The sequence below is a fragment of the Microbacterium sp. M1A1_1b genome (assembly GCF_053345565.1).
The window spans coordinates 1-17,064 of sequence record NZ_JBKFAJ010000006.1 but is presented as its reverse complement, the minus strand read 5'-3'; the positions used below and the strand labels follow the sequence as shown (position 1 = coordinate 17,064).

15 protein-coding genes are annotated in these 17,064 nt (G+C 71.3%); 11 read left to right on the top strand and 4 right to left on the bottom strand.

Annotation, left to right across the window (positions count from 1 at the left end; translation table 11 throughout):
* Positions 1-69 precede the first annotated feature (69 nt).
* From ACLBWP_RS14105 to ACLBWP_RS14085, 5 genes are all read left to right on the top strand, one after another.
* A complete protein-coding gene (locus tag ACLBWP_RS14105; protein ID WP_447655652.1) occupies positions 70-1,866 on the top strand; it encodes a peptide ABC transporter substrate-binding protein in 1,797 nt (598 codons plus the stop codon).
* Between the two features lie 96 nt (positions 1,867-1,962).
* The gene (locus ACLBWP_RS14100) at positions 1,963-2,922 is read left to right on the top strand and encodes an ABC transporter permease (protein ID WP_447655651.1); all 960 of its coding nucleotides are present in this window, start codon (positions 1,963-1,965) and stop codon (positions 2,920-2,922) included.
* 55 nt (positions 2,923-2,977) lie between these two features.
* Entirely contained in the window at positions 2,978-3,874 is an 897-nt protein-coding gene (locus ACLBWP_RS14095; RefSeq protein WP_447655650.1) for an ABC transporter permease, read from the top strand.
* The gene (locus ACLBWP_RS14090) at positions 3,871-5,595 is read left to right on the top strand and encodes a dipeptide ABC transporter ATP-binding protein (RefSeq protein ID WP_447655649.1); all 1,725 of its coding nucleotides are present in this window, start codon (positions 3,871-3,873) and stop codon (positions 5,593-5,595) included. Before ACLBWP_RS14095 ends, ACLBWP_RS14090 begins: the two co-directional genes overlap by 4 nt.
* A complete protein-coding gene (locus tag ACLBWP_RS14085) occupies positions 5,595-6,515 on the top strand; it encodes an ROK family protein (RefSeq protein ID WP_447655648.1) in 921 nt (306 codons plus the stop codon). Before ACLBWP_RS14090 ends, ACLBWP_RS14085 begins: the two co-directional genes overlap by 1 nt.
* Positions 6,516-6,623: 108 nt before the next feature.
* Here the strand turns inward: ACLBWP_RS14085 and ACLBWP_RS14080 are convergent, their stop codons facing one another.
* Positions 6,624-7,082 carry a DUF4383 domain-containing protein gene (locus ACLBWP_RS14080; protein WP_447655647.1) on the bottom strand — a complete coding sequence of 153 codons (459 nt, stop codon included), beginning with the start codon at positions 7,080-7,082 and terminating at the stop codon, positions 6,624-6,626.
* Positions 7,083-7,294: 212 nt separating this feature from the next.
* Between ACLBWP_RS14080 and ACLBWP_RS14075 the strand changes: the two genes are divergently transcribed.
* The 3 genes from ACLBWP_RS14075 (at position 7,295) to ACLBWP_RS14065 (ending at position 10,607) form a co-directional block, all read left to right on the top strand.
* Positions 7,295-8,026 (top strand): S1 family peptidase, encoded by a 732-nt coding sequence (locus ACLBWP_RS14075; protein ID WP_447655646.1) that lies wholly within the window; start codon positions 7,295-7,297, stop codon positions 8,024-8,026.
* 104 nt (positions 8,027-8,130) lie between these two features.
* The gene (locus tag ACLBWP_RS14070) at positions 8,131-9,624 is read left to right on the top strand and encodes an AAA family ATPase (RefSeq protein ID WP_447655645.1); all 1,494 of its coding nucleotides are present in this window, start codon (positions 8,131-8,133) and stop codon (positions 9,622-9,624) included.
* Positions 9,625-9,719: 95 nt separating this feature from the next.
* A complete protein-coding gene (locus ACLBWP_RS14065) occupies positions 9,720-10,607 on the top strand; it encodes an SDR family oxidoreductase (RefSeq protein ID WP_447655644.1) in 888 nt (295 codons plus the stop codon).
* Between the two features lie 131 nt (positions 10,608-10,738).
* Here ACLBWP_RS14065 and ACLBWP_RS14060 read toward each other — a convergent pair whose 3' ends face one another.
* Positions 10,739-11,599, bottom strand: coding sequence for a helix-turn-helix transcriptional regulator (locus tag ACLBWP_RS14060; protein ID WP_447655643.1), 861 nt, complete (start codon positions 11,597-11,599; stop codon positions 10,739-10,741).
* Positions 11,600-11,701: 102 nt separating this feature from the next.
* Here ACLBWP_RS14060 and ACLBWP_RS14055 point away from each other — a divergent pair, with 102 nt between their 5' ends.
* Complete coding sequence (locus tag ACLBWP_RS14055; protein WP_447655642.1) at positions 11,702-12,385, top strand: SDR family NAD(P)-dependent oxidoreductase; 684 nt, start codon at positions 11,702-11,704, stop codon at positions 12,383-12,385.
* 64 nt (positions 12,386-12,449) lie between these two features.
* On the opposite strand, the gene poxB is transcribed toward ACLBWP_RS14055, so the two are convergent.
* Complete coding sequence (poxB, locus tag ACLBWP_RS14050; RefSeq protein ID WP_447655641.1) at positions 12,450-14,174, bottom strand: ubiquinone-dependent pyruvate dehydrogenase; 1,725 nt, start codon at positions 14,172-14,174, stop codon at positions 12,450-12,452.
* A gap of 144 nt (positions 14,175-14,318) precedes the next feature.
* On the opposite strand from poxB, the gene ACLBWP_RS14045 reads away from it, so the two are divergent.
* On the top strand, positions 14,319-15,035 hold the full coding sequence (locus tag ACLBWP_RS14045; protein ID WP_447655640.1) for a phosphatase PAP2 family protein: 717 nt from the start codon (positions 14,319-14,321) through the stop codon (positions 15,033-15,035).
* 202 nt (positions 15,036-15,237) lie between these two features.
* On the opposite strand, the gene ACLBWP_RS14040 is transcribed toward ACLBWP_RS14045, so the two are convergent.
* Positions 15,238-16,485, bottom strand: coding sequence for a multidrug effflux MFS transporter (locus ACLBWP_RS14040; RefSeq protein ID WP_447655639.1), 1,248 nt, complete (start codon positions 16,483-16,485; stop codon positions 15,238-15,240).
* A 46-nt stretch (positions 16,486-16,531) separates the two neighbouring features.
* Between ACLBWP_RS14040 and ACLBWP_RS14035 the strand changes: the two genes are divergently transcribed.
* Positions 16,532-16,969, top strand: coding sequence for a MarR family winged helix-turn-helix transcriptional regulator (locus ACLBWP_RS14035; RefSeq protein ID WP_243564264.1), 438 nt, complete (start codon positions 16,532-16,534; stop codon positions 16,967-16,969).
* Positions 16,970-17,064: the final 95 nt, after the last annotated feature.

Sequence of the window (17,064 nt, the reverse complement as noted above, 5' to 3'; positions counted from 1 at the left end):
ATGTTTGTTTTTCCAACGACTTTGGCCATTGACTGTGCGCATCCCGACGTCCCCGCACAAGGAGTCCAAATGATGAAGCCCCGTCGCTGGGCCCTGCTCACCGGAGCAGCGCTCGCGGTGAGCGCCCTGCTCGCCGGATGCTCCGGAGGCGGTTCCGCCACCTCGAGCACGAAGTCCGACGAGATCAACTACGCGTTGCCGGCGAACTTCACGCCGAACTGGATCCTGCCCATCGGCACCGCCGCACACCTCAACACGAACAACGGCTCGATCGCGCAGTCGCTGTACGAGCCCCTGGTGGCGTACGACGGCTCGACGGGCAAGATCGCGTGGAACAAGGCGGGCTCCGTCGCCACGGCGGCCGACTTCGCCAGCGACGGCACGAGCGTCACCATGACGCTCGGCGACCGGCACTGGTCGGACGGCAAGCCCATCACCAGCCGTGACGTCGAGTTCTGGTTCAACCTGATCAAGGCGAACAAGGACCAGTGGGGGTCGTACTCCGAGGGCAAGGCGCCGGACAACTGGACGTCGTTCAAGGCCGTCGACGACACGCACTTCACCATCACGTTCGACAAGGCGTACAACGCCGACTGGATGCTCGCGAACCAGCTGAGCCACATCATCCCGCTGCCGCAGCACGCCTGGGACAAGACGAGCGCGAGCGCGAAGGTGACGGACGCCGACGAGACCACCGCCGGCGCGAAGGCCGTGTGGAAGTACCTCAACACCGCCGCGGGCAAGATCTCGGACTACGCCACCGACGACCTGTGGAAGACCATCTCGGGTCCGTACGGCGTGACCTCGTTCAGCACCGCCGGCAAGGTGCAGCTCACCGCCAACAAGCAGTACGACGGTGGCGAGAAGCCCTCGATCACGACGGTGAACCTGCTGCCCTACACGACCACCGACGCCGAGACCAACGCGGTCCGTTCGGGCGCGGTCGACTACGGCTACATCAACGCGACCGACCTCGACCAGAAGGACTCCTTCACGTCGAAGGGCTACGACGTCAAGCCGTGGACCGGGTGGGCGATCACGTACATGCCGTACAACTTCAACAACCCGACCATGGGTGCCGTGTTCAAGCAGCTGTACGCCCGCCAGGCCGTGCAGATGTCGATCGACCAGGCCTCGCTGTCGAAGGTCGTGTTCAACGGCACCGCCACCTCGACCTACGGTCCGATCCCGCAGGCGCAGGAGTCCGACTACGTGTCCAGCACGCAGAAGGACAACCCCTACCCGTTCAGCACCTCGAAGGCCAAGGCCCTGCTGACCAGCCACGGCTGGACGGCCAAGGGCGGCACGATGGTCTGCACCGACGCCGGCTCCGGCGACAGCCAGTGCGGCGAGGGCGTGGCAGCGGGCACGAAGTTCACGATGTCGGTCCTGTCGCAGTCCGGCTCGACCGTCACCGACAACATGATGAGCGCGATCCAGTCGTCGCTGCAGAAGACCGGCATCGGCTTCACGATCAAGACCGCGCCGGTGTCGAGCGTGCTGTCGCAGACCCCGACCTGCACCTCGGACCAGGCGAGCTGTGACTGGGACCTGTCGTTCTTCGGCACCGCGGGCAGCTGGTACTTCCCGGCCTACCCGACGGGTGAGTCGCTGTTCCAGACCGGTGGTTCGGCCAACTTCGGCAGCTACTCGAACAAGCAGGTCGACGCGCTCATCAACGCGACGACCACCTCGACCGACGCCGCAGCGGTGCAGGACTACAGCGCCGCCGTCGCCAAGGACCTGCCGGTGATCTGGCTGCCCAGCCCGGACTACCAGATCTCCGTCGTCAAGCAGGGCCTGACCGGGTTCGACCAGGACTCGCTGGCCAACTTCCACCCGGCCCAGTGGAAGTGGAGCAAGTAGGCCGCTGACGCGACCACGGCCTGGAGGCGCGGTGCGGGTCCTACCCGCACCGCGCCTCCCAGCCGGCTCACGCAAGAACCGACCAACGGAAGCCGCATGACCACAGTCCTCTACCTGACCCGGCGGGTGCTCCAGGCGCTCGCCGTGGTGTTCATCGTCACGATCGTGGTGTTCTGCCTGCTGCACGCGCTGCCGGGCGGTCCCGCCCGCGGTGTCCTCGGCGTCTCCGCGACGCCCGCGCAGATCGCCGCGTTCAACCAGGCGCAGGGCCTCGACCAGGCGCTGCCGATCCAGTACCTGCGGTTCCTCGGCCGGCTGCTCAGCGGCGACCTCGGCACCTCGTACACGCTCAACGAACCGGTGGCGCAGCTCATCCGCGAGCGCCTGCCGAAGACCCTGGTGCTCACCGGCCTGTCCGCGGTGCTCGGCCTGGTCATCGCGATCCCGGTCGGCATGTGGCAGGCGGCCCGCCGCAACGGTGCTGTGGACTACACGGTCACGGCGCTGGCGTTCGTCTTCTACTCGACGCCGGCGTTCTTCCTCGGCCTGGTCCTGATCGTCGTCTTCACGCAGCAGCTGCCGTGGCTGCCCTCGCAGGCGCCGAGCGGCACCACCCTGGCCGAGGTGTTCCAGGACCCCGCCGGACTCGTGCTGCCCGTGCTGACCGGAGCGCTCGCGATGATCGCCGTGTTCAGTCGGTACATGCGGGCCTCGACGCTCGAGAACCTGCAGGAGGACTACGTGCGCACCGCCCGTGCCGGCGGCGCCTCGACCGCGACCATCCTGCGGCGGCACGTGTTCCGGAACTCCCTGACCCCGGTCGTCGCGATGCTCGGCTACTACCTGCCCGTGCTGTTCGGCGGCGCGCTGGTCACCGAGCAGCTGTTCAACTACCCGGGCATGGGGCTGCTGTTCTGGAACGCGGCCCAGACCTCGGACTACCCGACGCTGCTCGGCTGCGTGCTCGTCATCTCGATCGCGACGGTGATCGGCACCCTGCTGGCCGACGTCGCACAGTCCTTGATCGATCCCCGAGTGAAGGCGGACCGCGCATGACCGACGCAGCCCTCATCGACACGTACCGCTACCGCACAGTGAAGGCGGACCGCGCATGACCACCGTGCAGATCGCACCGGAAGCCCCCGGCGCCCCCGTCTCGGTCGCCGCGACCGGGTTCCGCCTGGCCGCCCGCCGGTTCTCGCACAACACGCTCGCCGTGATCGGCCTGGCCGTCATCGTCGTCATCGTGCTGTTCTGCTTCGTCGGGCCGTTCCTGTACCCGACCGACCAGACCCACACCCAGCTGTCCCAGGCCAACCTCGGCCCGGGCGCCGCCCACTGGCTCGGCACCGACGCCGTCGGCCACGACGTGCTCGGTCGCCTGATGTACGGCGGCAAGGTCTCGCTCATGGTGGGCATCGCCGCCGGGGTGCTGGCCACCGTCGTCGGCACGCTCTGGGGTTCCGTCGCCGGGTACGTCGGCGGCTGGGTCGACGCCGTCATGATGCGCATCGTCGACGCGGGCATCGCGATCCCCGCGCTGTTCATCCTGCTCGTCATCTCGGCGATCACCACGCCGGGCGTCGCCGGGCTGATCGTGATCCTCGGCCTGGTGTCGTGGCTGGTGCCCTCGCGCCTGATCCGCGCCGAGACCCTGACGCTCAAGAACCGCGACTACGTGCTGACGCTCCGCGCGATCGGCGGCTCGCACGCCCGGGCGATCGGCAAGCACCTGCTGCCGAACTCGGTGTCGACGATCGTGGTCGCCGCGACGTTCCAGGTCGCCGACGCGATCCTGCTCGTCGCCTACGTGTCCTACCTGGGCCTCGGGGTGCAGCCGCCCGCGACGGACTGGGGCGGGATGTTGTCGGCGGGACTCACCGCCGCGTACTCGGGACGGTGGTGGCTGATCGTGCCACCGGGCCTGGCCGTGATCCTGGTCGTCTGCGCGTTCAACGCCGTGGGCGACGGGCTGCGGGACGCCTTCGACGTGAGGGGACGAGGATGACCGACATCCTGCAGATGACCGACCTGGGGGTCACGTTCACCACCGAGTCGGGACCGGTCGACGCCGTGCGCGGGGTCTCGCTGACCGTCGCTCCGGGGGAGACCCTGGCGCTGGTCGGCGAGTCCGGCTCGGGCAAGTCCACCGTCGCGCTCGCCGCGATGGGGCTGCTCTCCGGCAACGCGACCGCGACCGGCAGCGCCGAGATCGCCGGACACCAGGTCATCGGTGCCGCCGAACCCGCGCTGCGCGGACTGCGCGGCAGCACCGTGTCCATGGTGTTCCAGGAACCGGCGACGGCGCTCGACCCCCTCACCCGCGTGGGAGCGCAGATCGCCGAGGTGATCCGGAACCACCGGCAGGCGTCGGCGTCCGAAGCATCCGCCGAGGCCGTCGAACTGCTCCGCAAGGTCGGCATCCCGGACCCGTCCGAGCGTGCGAAGGCCTTCCCGTTCCAGCTCTCCGGCGGGCAGCGACAGCGTGTCGTCATCGCGATGGCGATCGCGAACGCGCCGAAGCTGCTGATCGCGGACGAGCCGACGACCGCGCTCGACGTCACGGTGCAGGCCGAGATCCTCGAGCTGCTGCGCGCGCTCGCCGTGGACAGCGGCACCGGTGTGCTGCTCGTCACACACAACATGGGTGTCGTGGCCGACTTCGCCGACCGGGTCGCGGTGATGCTGCAGGGCGAGATCGTCGAGACCGGATCCGTCGAGGACGTCCTGCTCCGTCCCGAGCACGCGTACACGAAGCGGCTGCTCGCCGCGGTGCCGCGGCTGGACACCCCCGAGACGATCGCGCTGCGCGAGCGGGCGGCGGCCCCGGCAGTGTCCGCGTCCGCTTCCGCGTCGGTGTCGGCTTCGGCTTCGGGACCGTCGGACGGGAGGCCCGACCCGGCTCCGGCGGTCGACCTGCGGGACGTCTCGGTGACCTTCGGGCGCGGGGCGCGCGCCGTCCACGCGCTGCAGGGCATCGACATCGCCGTGCACGCGGGCGAGACGGTCGGCCTGGTCGGCGAGTCCGGCTCGGGCAAGTCCACGGCAGCGCGGGTGGCCCTGGGGCTCATCGCGCCGACGTCCGGCACGGTCAGCCTGTTCGGGCAGGACCTGCGTCGGGCTCCGCGGCGCGATCGACGGGCGCTGCGCTCGGGGATCGGTGTCGTGCTGCAGGACCCCGTCGCCTCGCTCGACGCCCGGATGTCGGTGGGGGAGTGCATCGCCGAACCACTCGCCGTGCACCGTCGCGGGATGTCCGCGTCCGAGCGTCGCGGGCGCGTGGACGAGGTGCTCGACGCCGTCCGGCTGCCCCGGGCGCTGGCGAACCGGGCACCGCGCGAGCTGTCCGGTGGGCAACGGCAGCGGGTCAGCCTGGCCCGGGCGCTCGTGCTCGAGCCGCGGCTGCTCGTCGCCGACGAACCCACGTCGGCGCTCGACGTCAGCGTGCAAGAGGCGGTGCTCGAGGTCCTCACCGAGCTGCAGGCCGACTTCGGCTTCGCGTGCTTGTTCGTCTCGCACGACCTGGCCGTCGTGCAGCACTTCGCCGAGCGCGTCGTGGTGATGCGCCGCGGCGTGATCGAGGAGCAGGGCACGACCGGCACCACGCTGCTGCACCCGACCACCGACTACACCCGACGTCTGCTGGCCGCCGTGCCCGTTCCCGACCCGGTGCTGCAACGGCAGCGTCGGACGGAGCGGCTGGCGACCCTCGCCGCGGTGAGCTCGTGATGCGCGTGCTCGCCGGCATCGACGTGGGCGGGACGAACACGAAGGTGGTGCTCGCGACCCCGGCGCTCGAGGTGGTCGACCGGATCGACCTGCCGACGCCGGCGCACGCGGGTGGCGCGGCGATCGTGACGAGTGCGCTCGGAGCGGTGAGCGGTCTGCTCGACACGCACCGGGCCGTGTTGGCGGGTGTCGGGATCGGCGCGGCCGGCGTGGTCGACGCGGCCACGGGGACCGTCCTGGTGACCGGCAACTCGTTCACCGGGTGGGCCGGGTACGGCGTGACCGAGGCGGTGACCCAGGCGCTCGGCGTGCCCGCGACGCTCGACAACGACGTGAACGCGTTCCTGCTCGGCGAGGTCGCGGCCGGCGCAGTCGTTGGCGAGCGCGACGTGCTCGGGATGACCCTGGGAACCGGGGTCGGCGGTGCCCTCGTGCTCGACGGCGCGCTGTTCGCCGGACCCCGTGGCGCTGCGGGCGAGATCGGCCACGTGCCCGGGTTCGGCGACGCGCTGTGCACGTGCGGGCAGCACGGTCACCTCGAGACGATCGCGGCCGCCCGGGGGATGGCGGACCGCTTCGCGACGCTGACCGGCACCCGGTTGCCGGTGCACGCGATCGCCGATGCCGCCCGATCGGGGGATGCGGACGCCGCGTCGGTGTTCCACGCCGCTGGGTGGGGGATCGCCCGTGGCATCCTGCTGACCGCCGGGATCCTCGACGTGACGACGGTCGTCGTCGGGGGTGGGGTCGCTCGGTCGTGGGACCTGCTCGGGCCGGCCATCGCCGACGCGATCGCTGCCGAACCGCCCGTCTCCGGTGCGACGATCCGTGTCGAGCCGGCGCTGCTCGGGTCCGACGCGGTCGCGCTCGGGGCCGCCGCGCAGGTGCGTTCCCTGGTGCTCGACGCCGAGCTCGCGTAGCCGCGGTCCGGCGCGCTCGCACAACGAGAAGCACCCCGCACCACGACGATCCGTGGCGCGAGGTGCTTCCGGTTGTGCGGGTGGAGCCGTGCGGGGAGGCCGTGCGGGTCAGGCCCGGCGGGCTCCGACGCGCGGCAGGACCACGCCGAGCACGATCATCGCGACCGCCAGGACCGCGTGCAGCACGTTGTCGGCGCTGTTGAGCGGCACGAAGTTCGCGGCGCTGGTCATGTTCGCCGTGAACAGGCCGTACACGAACAGCACGGCGTAGACGATGCCGCCGACCAGCAGGTACAGGCGCGCGCCCGCGGCGGACCGGGCTGCGATGAGCCCGACGATGCCGAACAGCAGGTGGACGATGTTGTGCAGGACGGAGACCTGGAACAGGCCCAGCAGGTGCGCCATCGACCCGTTGCCGGCGGCCGACATCGTGCCCATGTCCATCGTCAGGCCGGGGACGAACCCGGCGATGCCGACGATCAGGAAGACGACCCCGAAGACCAGGGAACCCTTCTGGGTCCAGGTCGAGCCGTAGCCGGTGCGGCCGGTTGCTGCGTGTGCGGTCATGACGAGACCTTTCGTGGTTGGTGGGTCGTCGTCCGACGTCCCTGTGTGTCTCAGGAGATTCGGAGCGGATGCGCTGCCGGTTTGCAGCGGATGCGGTTGACAACATGGCTCCGTCGAAAAGCGGACTGGTGCCACCCTCGAACAGGGGACGAGGATGGTGCCCAGTTGCACAGCGCAACTGGGCAGGTCCTTCCACCGACAGAGGAGTCGTCATGAAGAAGTCCATCGCCACCGCGTTCGCCGCGGTCGTCGTCGTCGCGGGGAGCCTGGCGGCCGCCGCGCCGGCCTCGGCGCTGACCTCGAGCCCGCAGATCGTCGGCGGTTCGACCGCGCCCGCAACCGCGTGGGCCGTCCAGCTCGAGGCGTCGGGCGGATCGATCCCCGCCGGCTACGTCAGCAACTGCACGGGCGAGCAGATCAACGCCTCGTGGGTGCTCACCGCTCGCCACTGCATCGACGGCATCGGTGCGATGAACGTCTACCACTCCAACTCCACGGCGAACCGCGGGACCCCGGTCGCCGTCGACCGCGTCAGCGCAGCCCCGACCGGGGACATCGCGCTCGTGCACCTGCGCAGCACGTACGCGCTGTCGTCCTACGCGTCCCTCGACCTCGGCGCGACCGCCAAGTCGAGCGGTACCGGCACGATCGAGGGCTACGGCCTGCGCGCCAACGCCCAGCAGTCGACCGGGCTGTACCAGGCCTCGGTGTCCCTGACGGGTGCCAGCACCGATGCCTACAGCGGCACCGCGCAGCACGTGACGGGCATCAGCGGCGCGTCGAACCACGGCGACTCGGGTGGGCCGCTGCTGGTGAACGGCAAGGTCGTCGGCGTGTGCTCGACGGGCGACAGCGCCGACCCGGGCGCGAACACCACGGCCGGCTCGAACTACGCCCTGCTCGCGCAGTCCGCGTCCTGGATCCGGTCGACCGCAGGCATCTGACCCACTGACGAACCGGAGGCCCGTGGCGGACCCGCCACGGGCCTCCCGTCCTTCCTGTGGTCGCGTTCATGGCGAGCGCCGCCCGGTGCTGCCAGGATGCGGTCGTGCTGGATGACGACGACCGGACCATGATGCTCGCGCTCAGGCGCTACCTCGAGCACGCGAACGAGCTGGCAGGCCGCGAAGAGCGGACCGAGCTCACCCCGATCGGCGAACGGATCCGCGACCACCTGGGCGTCGACCCGCAGACCGTCCCCGTCGTCACCGAAGAGATCGCTGACCACCGACTGGTGGACGCCGACATCGCGCTCGAGGTCCTCAGCGGCGGCGATGCTGCGTCCCTGGTCGGCATCGCCGGGGACGACGGCCGGTTCCACAGCTCGCTGAGCGAGTTCATCGCACACGCACACTCGCGGTGGTCGATCGGCCCGGTCAGCTACGCGGCGAGGGCGACCGGACCGGACACCACACGCCGCGTCGTGTCGTTCGGGCTGTGGCTGCTGACGATCGACGGCACACCGATCGCCGTCCTGCAGCGCGCGGCGAAGCCCGAGTACGGGCGGGCGAGCGCGACGCTCGACGTGCTCTCCGCCGACCAGGACCGTGCGTCGGCGTTCCTCGTCCGGCTGCGTGCCCTGATGATCGAGCACAGCGTGCTGCGCGGACAGGTGCTGTCGTTCACGCGCTCCGAGTACGGCGCGGACGCGGGCGCCACGTTCCTGCGGCGCCCGGACGTCAGCGCCGACGACGTCGTCCTGCCCGACGGGTTGCTCGACGAGGTCGTGGCGCACGTGGTCGGCATCGGTGAACAGCGTGCGGCGCTGCTCGCCGCCGGGCAGCACCTGAAGCGCGGGGTCCTGCTCTACGGGCCTCCCGGCACGGGCAAGACCCTGACCATCCGGCACCTGCTGACCCGGACACCGACCGTGACCGCCGTCCTGCTGACCGGATCGAGCATCGCGGCGATCGGTGCTGCCGCCGAGATCGCCCGCACGTTCCAACCGTCCGTCGTCGTGCTCGAGGACATCGACCTCGTCGCGATGGAGCGGACCGCCTCGCCGCAGCCGCTGCTGTTCGAGGTGCTCGACGCGTTGGACGGCCTGGACGGAGACGCCGACGTGGCCTTCGTGATGACGACCAACCGGGTGTCGGTGCTCGAACGCGCGCTCGCTGACCGGCCCGGACGCGTCGACCTGGCCGTCGAGGTCCCGCTCCCCGCGCTCCCCGAGCGCACGCGGCTGTTCCGGCGCTACGCGGGGTCGCTGCCCTTCTCCGACCAGGCGATCGCCGACGCCGCCGAACGGGCCGAGGACACCACCGGCTCGTTCGCCAAGGAGCTGATGCGTCGGAGTGTCCTGGGGGCGGCGTTGCGTGGAGCCGAGCCCGAGGACCAGGACCTGGCGGATGCGCTCGAGTCGTTGTTGACCGCGCGCTCGGCGCTCACCCGCAAGCTGCTCGGCACGCGGGACGGCGATGCTGACGACGACGAGGGCGGCTCGGACGACGGGACCGAGGACGACGGCTCCGATGGTGGACACTGGGTCGCGTACGCGCCGCTCGCCGGGCAGGTCATCGCACGGGGCGAGACCACGGACTGAGCTCGGGCCGCGACCGGACCGAGCGCGGGTCCGTGTCCGACCGCTCGCGGCCGGACCTGGGTGTGCGTCCGTGCGGGGCCGAGGACCGTGGAACCATGAGCCAGTACGACAAGCGCGACCCGAACGCCCTCTACCCCGCACCGCCGTACCCGAAGCAGGAGCAGTCGCTGCCGGGTGCCGCCTGGAAGATGGACCCCGAGCCCGACCACGGCGAGGAGAGCTACGTCGGCAAGGAACGGCTGACGGGCTACCGTGGCATCGTCACGGGCGCCGACTCGGGCATCGGCCGCGCCGCCGCGATCGCCATGTCGCGCGAGGGCGCCGACCTGGTGCTGTCGTACCTGCCGGACGAACAGGAGGACGCCGAGCAGGTCCGCGACCTGCTGGAGTCCGAAGGGCGTCGTGCCGTGCTGGTCCCCGGGGACATCTCCGACGAGCAGTACTGCACGGACCTGGTGCAGAAGGCCGTCGACGAGCTCGGTGGCCTCGACACCCTGGTCATGGTCGCCGGGCGCATGGAGAGCAACGACGACATCCTGACGCTCGACACGGCGATGTTCGACTCGACGTTCAAGACGAACATCTACTCGCTGTTCTGGCTGACGAAGGCCGCGGTGCCGCACCTGGAGCCGGGGTCGACGATCGTCACGACGGGCTCGATCCAGGCGTCGACGCCGTCGCCCGACAAGATCGACTACGCCGTGTCCAAGGGCGCGATCAAGCTCTTCACCGAGGCCGTCGCCCAGCAGCTCGCGCCGAAGGGCATCCGCGTGAACTCCGTGGCACCCGGTCCGGTGTGGACGCCGCTGCAGCCCGGGTCCGACGACGCCGAGACGGTCTCGCACTTCGGGGAGCAGTCGCCGTTCGGGCGGCCGGGGCAGCCCGCCGAACTCGGCGCCGCCTACGTGCACCTGGTCAGCCCGGAGTCGAGCTACCAGTCCGGCTCGACCATCACGATCGCCGGCGGCACGCCCGCGTTCTGAGTCACGAGCCCGACCGGATTCCCTGGGTCGCACCCCCGCGACGACATCGCGCCCCGTCCTGACGGGGCGCGATGTTCGCGTGGGGGTGCGAACCCGCGGGCATCAGCGGGGCCGACGACCGGACCAGCGCGTCAGTGACCGACCCGCTCGTCGACCAGCTCCTGCGTCCCCAGCACGATCGCGAGCGCCAACCGCTCGGCGTCCGGCGTGCCCGGTTCGGCGGTGTAGGCCATGATCCGCAGGTCCTCGGGCCCCACCACGAGCGTGTCGCAGTCGATCCGGATCGGCCCGACGGTGGGGTGCAGGATCGTCTTCTGCCGCGAGGAGTGCTCGACCGCCGGCGCTGCAGCGGACTCCCACAGCGCCACGAACCGCGGGCTGGCGGCGCGCAGGTCCCGCACGAGCTGCTGCAGCTGCCGGTCCAGCGGGTAGCGAGCCGCGGTCGCTCGGAGCCCGGCGACGACGTTCTCCTCGAACGCGGCCTGCTCGGCGGGGGTGTGCAGGGCGCGGCTGCCGGGCCCGACCAGGTGCCGCCACGCCGTGTTCCGCTCGTGCCCGCGGAGCGCACCGACCGGCCCCATCAGCGCGTCGTACGGCAGGTTCGCCACGAGCAGGTTCCCCGCCGCGTCGAGCACCGCGACGGGAGTGTCCGCCAGGCGGTCGAGCAGGCGCTGCACGCTCGGCGGGATCCGCGTCGGCACGACGTCCGCGCCGGGAGTGGCGTGCCCGGCGAGCGCGTAGAGCAGCTCACGCTCGGCGTCGGACACCCGGAGCGCGCGGACAAGTGCCTCGACCACCTGGGCGGACGGTGACGTCGCCCGGCCCTGCTCGAGCCGGGTCAGGTAGTCCGCCGAGATCCCGGCCAGTCCGGCCAGCTCCTCGCGCCGCAGCCCGGTCGCGCGGCGACGGGGACCGATCGGCACCCCCACCGCCGACGGGGCGACGTGGTCGCGCAGCCGTCGCAGCGTCGTGCCGAACTCGGAGTGGTCCATGGCGACAGTCTGCCGCGCGGGCCTCGTGCGGGCCAGGCCCGGCGAGTCCTACGACAACCGGGCGACTGCCTGCGCGCGATCGGTCAGGCGCATGCTGCCGCCATGACAACGACACTCGTGACCGGCGCCTCCCGTGGCCTCGGCAAGGAAACCGCCCGCCAGCTCGTCGCCGCCGGGCACACCGTCTGGATCGGCGTCCGCGACCTGCAGGCCGGCACCGCGGTCGCCGAGGAGATCGGCGCCCACGCGGTGCAGCTCGACGTGACGGACGACGCCTCGGTCGCCGCCGCGTTCGCGCACCTCGACGCCCAGGGCGGACTCGACGTCCTGGTCAACAACGCCGGCATCGCGATGCTCGGGCTGAACGGCCCCGACGCGCTCGCCGTGTTCGACACGAACGCCGTCGGCATCGTCCGGACCACCGAGGCCGCGCTGCCGGTGCTGCGCCGCTCGGCGAACCCGATCGTCGTGAACATCGGCAGCGCGCTCGGCTCGTTCGCCGCGACCCACGACCCCGCCAAGCCGGCGTCGACCGTGAACGCGATCGTCTACGGCGCGAGCAAGGCCGCCGTGTCGATGCTCACGTCGCAGTACGCCCGCGCCGTGCCCGAGGTGCACTTCGTGGTGCTCGAGCCCGGCTACACCGCGACCGAGCTCGGCGGCGTGCCGAACGCGCACGGGCGCCCGGTCGGGGTCAGCGCCGCCACCGTCGTGGCCGCCGCGTCGGAGGGCCCGCAGGGCCCGACCGGCGTGTTCCTGGAGGACGGCGAACCGCTCGGGTGGTGATCCGTGACGGACAGGAGGCTCCTACCGGACCCGGTGGGAGCCTCCCGTCCGTCGTCGGGTCCGGTCAGATGAACTGCCGGAAGTTGGTCGAGGCCAGGTCCAGCAGCTCGTCACCGCGGCCGCTGAGCACCGTGCGGATGGCGTAGAGCGTGAAGCCCTTGGCCTGCTCCAACGTGACCGCCGGCGGCATCGACAGCTCTTGGCGGTCGGCCTTGACGGACACCAGCGCGGGGCCGTCGTGGGCGAGCGCCGCGGCCATGGCCGACTCGAAGTCGTCCGACTCGTCCACGCGGAAGCCCTTGATGCCGATCGCCTCGGCGACCTTGGCGAAGTCGGGGTTCTGCAGCTCGGTGCCGTACGTGACGAAGCCCGCGGCCTTCATCTCGAGCTCGACGAAGTTGAGGGACGAGTTGTCGAACACGACGATCTTCACCGGCAGCTTGTTCTGCACGATCGTGATGAGCTCGCCGAGCAGCATCGTCAGGCCGCCGTCACCGGCCATCGCGATGACCTGACGGTCCGGGAACGCCGCTTGCGCGCCGATCGCCTGCGGCACGGCGTTCGCCATCGTGCCGTGCACGAACGAGCCGATCAGCCGTCGCTTGCCGTTCAGCGTCAGGTACCGCGATGCCCAGACGACCGGCGAGCCCACGTCGGGGATGAACACGGCGTCGTCGGCGGCCAGCCGGTCGAGCACCCGGGTGACGTACTGCGGGTGCAGCGGCTTGTGCTTGCCAGCGGGAACGGCCAGGTCGTCGAGCTTCTCGCGGGTCTTCGTGTAGTGCTTGCGGGCGTCCTGCAGGTGGTGGGCCGGCTTCGCTCCGTCCAGCAGGGGGATGAGCGCGAGCGCGGTGTCCTTCACGGTGCCGACCAGTCCGATGTCCACCGGGTGCCGGCGCCCGAGCTGCGAGCCGCGCACGTCCACCTGCACGTGCTTCGCCTTCGCCGGGAAGAACTGCTGGTACGGGAAGTCGGTGCCCAGCATGAGCACCACGTCGGCGTCCTCCATCGCGCGGTAGCCGGACGCGAAGCCGAGCAGCCCGGTCATGCCGACGTCGTACGGGTTGTCGTACTCGATGTGCTCCTTGCCGCGCAGTGCGTGCACGATCGGCGCCTGCAGCCGCTCGGCCAGGGCGACGACCTCGTCGTGCGCGCCGGCGACACCCGCGCCGGCCAGGATCGTGATCTTGTCCGCGCCGTTGAGCAGGTCCGCGGTGCGCTGCAGCTCGGCGTCGGACGGGAGGATGCGCGGCGTGGTGCGCTCGATGCGGGTGGTCCTGGTGTCCTTCGCCTCGGCGAGCAGCACGTCCCCGGGGATCACGAGGACGGCGACGCCGCGCTTCTCGATCGCCTCGCGCATCGCGATCTCGAGCAGGCGGGGCATCTGCGACGGGTCGGCGACGTACTCCACGTACACCGAGCACTCGCGGAACAGTTCCTGCGGGTGGGTCTCCTGGAAGTACCCGGAGCCGATCTCCGCCGTGGGGATGTGTGCCGCGATGGCCAGCACCGGCACGCGGGAGCGGTTGGCGTCGTACAGCCCGTTGATCAAGTGCAGGTTCCCCGGGCCGCAGCTGCCGGCACACACCGCCAGGTCGCCGGTGAGCTCGGCTTCGGCCGACGCGGCGAACGCGGCCGCCTCTTCGTGCCGGACGTGCTCCCACCGGATCGTGCCGTCCTTGCGCAACGCGTCGGTGAAGCCGTTGAGGGAGTCCCCGGGCAGGCCGTAGACCCGCTGGACGTCGTTCAGGCGGAGGGTGGCGACGATGTTCTCGGCGACGGTGGGCATGCGGTTCCTCTCGTGGTGGACACCTTCCGGTGTAGTCGTCCCCCGCTGACCGCGGCTGAGCGACGGAGCGCGGCTGAGCGCATTCGGATCGACTCGGTGACCGCTGCGTGCCCGCTGATCGCCGGGTGCTGCGACCATGGACGGATGATCGACGATGCGCCGCCGCTGCGCCCACGCCGCCGCGAGCCCGACGCGAACGGCATCCTGGTCCGCTCGCCGTACCCGCTCGCGACGCTGACGATCGGCATCGGAGCGGTCGTCGTGCTCACGGTCATCGGCTTCTTCCTGGGCACCGTCGACCTCGGGCTGGCCCGCGCGCTCAACGCCCTGCACACCGGAGCCCTCGGCGCGTTCACCGACGGGGTCTACCACGCGATCAGCCCGGCGCCCGCGATCGTCGTCACCGTGATCGTCACCGCGGTGATCTGGGTGGTGCAGCGGAACGTCCGTCCGGCCGCGGCCTTCGCCGGGGTCGTCGCGATCACCTGGGTGCCGTCGGACATCGTGAAGGAGCTGGTCCACCGCGCTCGCCCCGACGTGTCCGTGCTGTCGCACCCGTTCGCCGTGCAGCCGGACCCGGGCTACCCGAGCGGCCACACCGTCTTCATGGTGGCCTTCACGATCGCGATCTGCTGGGTGCTGCGCGACACGCGGTGGCACACCCTGGCCGTGACGCTCGGCGCGGTCGCGGTCGTCGTCGTGTTCTTCGCGGTGACGATCGACGCCGTGCACTTCCCCACGGACGCGCTGGCCTCGGTGGCGTGGGCGCTCGCCGTGGCCCCGGCCGCCCGGGTGCTCTGGGTCGACCTGCTCATGCCGCGGCTGCCGTACCTGCGCCCCGCGAAGCCCGTCGCCCGCTGACGCGCCGCCGCGGTGCTGCCGGGCCACACCGTGCCGCGCCGAGTCTCGCCCCGGCGGACACTTTGCGCCGCTCTGCGCCGCGATTCTGTCCGCGGGGCCGAGACTCGGCGACGCCGGGCCGGCGCGGGCGCGGACGAGGGCCGGCGCCGGCGCGGGTGCGGGCGCGACGCAGGGCCGGCGCGGGCGCGGGCGCGACGCCGAGTCACTCGGCGCGGGCTGCCCGCCGATCCCGGGCCACGAGCAGCGCGACCACGGCGACGACCGCGGCGGCGACCATCACGATCGCCAGGGGCGCGGCCGTGCTCGACCCGCCGATGCTCACGAGCGGTGACACCAGCGCCGCGAGTCCGAACTGCAGCGCGCCGAGCACCGCCGAGGCACTGCCCGCCGCCGACGGCACGGCCCCGAGCGCCAGGGCCGTCGCGTTCCCGAGCACCAGGCCGAGGCTGCCGACCGCGGTGAACAGCGGCACGGCGAGCAGGAACACCGGCGCCGCGGTGACGACCAGCAGCGCGAACGCCACGGTCGACGCCAGCACCAGCACGATGCCGAGCGACAGCACCCCGGTCACCGAGCGACGTTCGGTGAGCTTGGCCGACAGCACACTCACGCCCATCAGTGCCAGCGCGTTGAGCCCGAACGCCAGCCCGTAGCCGACGGTGCCCAGGCCGAGCATGTCCTGGTACAGGAACGGCGACGCCGAGATGTACGCCATCATCACGGCGAAGGCGAACCCGAACACCGCGGTGTAGCCGAGGAACGTCCGCGAGCGCAGGGCCGCCAGCGGTGACGACGACGCGGAGCGTGCCGCACGCTGGGCGTCCCGGTGCGACCGCAGGTGGGTCTCGCGGATGACGGCGAGCACCGTCACCAGCATGAGGACCGCCAGCCCGAGCACGATGGTCAGCAGTCCACGCCACCCGATCGGGCCGGTGAGCAGCCCGCCGAGCAGCGGCGCGACGACCGGGGCGACCCCGCTGACGATCATCATGAGCGAGAACGCGCGGGCCGCGGGCTTGCCGGTCGCCAGGTCGGAGATCACCGCGCGCCCGATGACCATGCCGGCCGCGCCGCCCAGGCCCTGCAGCAGCCGGGCGACGATCAGCACGGTGACGTTCGGCGCCAGCACGGCGACGACACTGGCGAGCACGCACAGTGCGGCGCCGGCGATCAGCGGGGGCACGCGGCCGAAGCGGTCGGACAACGGACCGAAGACGAGCTGCCCCGCGGTCACCCCGACCAGGAACGCGGTGAGGGTCAGCTGGACGGTCGTGGCCGACGTCTGCAGCTCGGTGGTCATCTCCGGGAAGGCCGGCAGGTACAGGTCGGTGGCGAAGGGTGCCACCGCGCTGAGCAGGCCGAGGGCGAGCAGCAGTGCGGTGGTGATGCCCTGCGGTCGTGTCGTGGGCGCCGCGAGGTCCGCGCGGTTCGAGCCGGTGTTGATCGTCATGGTTATGAAACCATAACCCATTCTCGACCAGCGGTACAGTCGGCGCATGGATCCCGCCCCGACCGACGACGACCTGGCCGAACTGGCCGACGTCGTCCTGCGCATCTCGCGCGAGGTCGACCCGAGTGCGTCGCACGCGCTCGACATCGTCCCGCTGACCGGTACCGAAGCGCTCGTGATGCGGTGGATCGACCGCCACCAGGGCACCTCGCCGAGTGCCACGGCCGAGGCCACCGGGCTGCAGCGGAGCAACCTCAGCGCCGCACTCCGCGCGCTGGTGGCGAAGGACATGGTCGACCGCCGTCCGGACCCCGACGACGCCCGGCTCGTACAGCTCTTCTCGACCGCACGGGCGACGGAGAGCATCGCCGTGCTGCACGCGCGCTGGGCCGAGCAGCTCCGACGCGCACTCGGGACGGACCACGCGGGCGTCGCCACGACCCTCGCGGTGCTGACCCGGATCGACGACGGACTGCGCGACTAGCTGTACCCGGCCATGACGTTGGTGACACTTCGGGTCTTGTGACGTGACGAGGCCTCCTGGCTTGATGGAGCTGTCTAGTTCTGCCATCACCAGGA